Origin of the sequence: Streptomyces sp. NPDC059477 (assembly GCF_042749375.1) — a bacterium.
In the GTDB taxonomy this organism is placed as follows: domain Bacteria; phylum Actinomycetota; class Actinomycetes; order Streptomycetales; family Streptomycetaceae; genus Streptomyces.
This window is the reverse complement of sequence record NZ_JBHYUG010000078.1, coordinates 1-982: the sequence shown is the minus strand read 5'-3', so window position 1 is coordinate 982 and position 982 is coordinate 1. Positions and strand designations below refer to the sequence as shown.

Annotated in this window: 1 protein-coding gene and 1 tRNA gene; one reads left to right on the top strand and one right to left on the bottom strand. The window is 66.7% G+C overall.

The window, feature by feature from the left end:
* Positions 1-34: 34 nt before the first annotated feature.
* Positions 35-116: transfer RNA gene (locus ACFXAZ_RS29690), tRNA-Tyr, on the bottom strand.
* Positions 117-341: 225 nt separating this feature from the next.
* Between ACFXAZ_RS29690 and ACFXAZ_RS29685 the strand changes: the two genes are divergently transcribed.
* Positions 342-830 (top strand): YajQ family cyclic di-GMP-binding protein, encoded by a 489-nt coding sequence (locus ACFXAZ_RS29685; RefSeq protein WP_384597429.1) that lies wholly within the window; start codon positions 342-344, stop codon positions 828-830.
* Positions 831-982 lie beyond the last annotated feature (152 nt).

The following is a 982-nucleotide window of genomic DNA, read 5'->3' as shown; positions in this document are numbered from 1 at the left end:
TGATCATCACAGGTCACGGACCCTTTGTTCCGTGTGGCGGCGCCAGGATTCGAACCTGGGAAGGCTGAGCCGGCAGATTTACAGTCTGCTCCCTTTGGCCGCTCGGGCACACCGCCGGGGGACGCTGCCTTTCGAACCACTTTTCGGCGGTCCTCGCTGGCAACGACGTAAACAATACCCGATGCCGAGGGGTGCTCCGCCACTCGATTGATCGGCGCTCCGGGCCAGGTGGGTGGCTAGGCTTGTGCGGATGCGGACCCGGTTCCGCACCGGGCTCGGCGCCCGCTCGCGGTACGTCGTGACGCATCCGTTTCGCCCCCTGATACAAGGAGCCACAGCACATGGCCGACTCCAGTTTCGACATCGTCTCGAAGGTCGAGCGGCAGGAGGTCGACAACGCCCTCAACCAGGCCGCCAAGGAGATCTCGCAGCGCTACGACTTCAAGGGCGTCGGCGCCTCCATCGCCTGGTCCGGGGAGAAGATCCTCATGGAGGCCAACTCCGAGGACCGGGTCAAGGCCGTTCTCGACGTCTTCCAGTCCAAGCTGGTCAAGCGCGGGATCTCCCTGAAGGCGCTCGACGCGGGCGAGCCGCAGCTCTCGGGCAAGGAGTACAAGATCTTCGCGTCGATCGAGGAGGGCATCTCCCAGGAGAACGCCAAGAAGGTCGCGAAGATCATCCGTGACGAGGGCCCCAAGGGTGTGAAGGCCCAGGTCCAGGGCGATGAGCTGCGCGTCACCTCCAAGAGCCGTGACGACCTCCAGGCCATCATCGCCCTGCTCAAGGGACAGGACTTCGACTTCGCGCTTCAGTTCGTGAACTACCGGTGACCGTCCTGCGGCCCGCCGTCGGCCCGGTCCTACCGGCGCCCGGCGGCGCTCACGTCCGGTGACCCCGCAGCCGGGCCAAAGCCCGGGCGCCCGGACGCCGCCCGCCCGATCCCCACCCCGGCCCCCCCACCGTGACCTGCCCGAGATTCGGA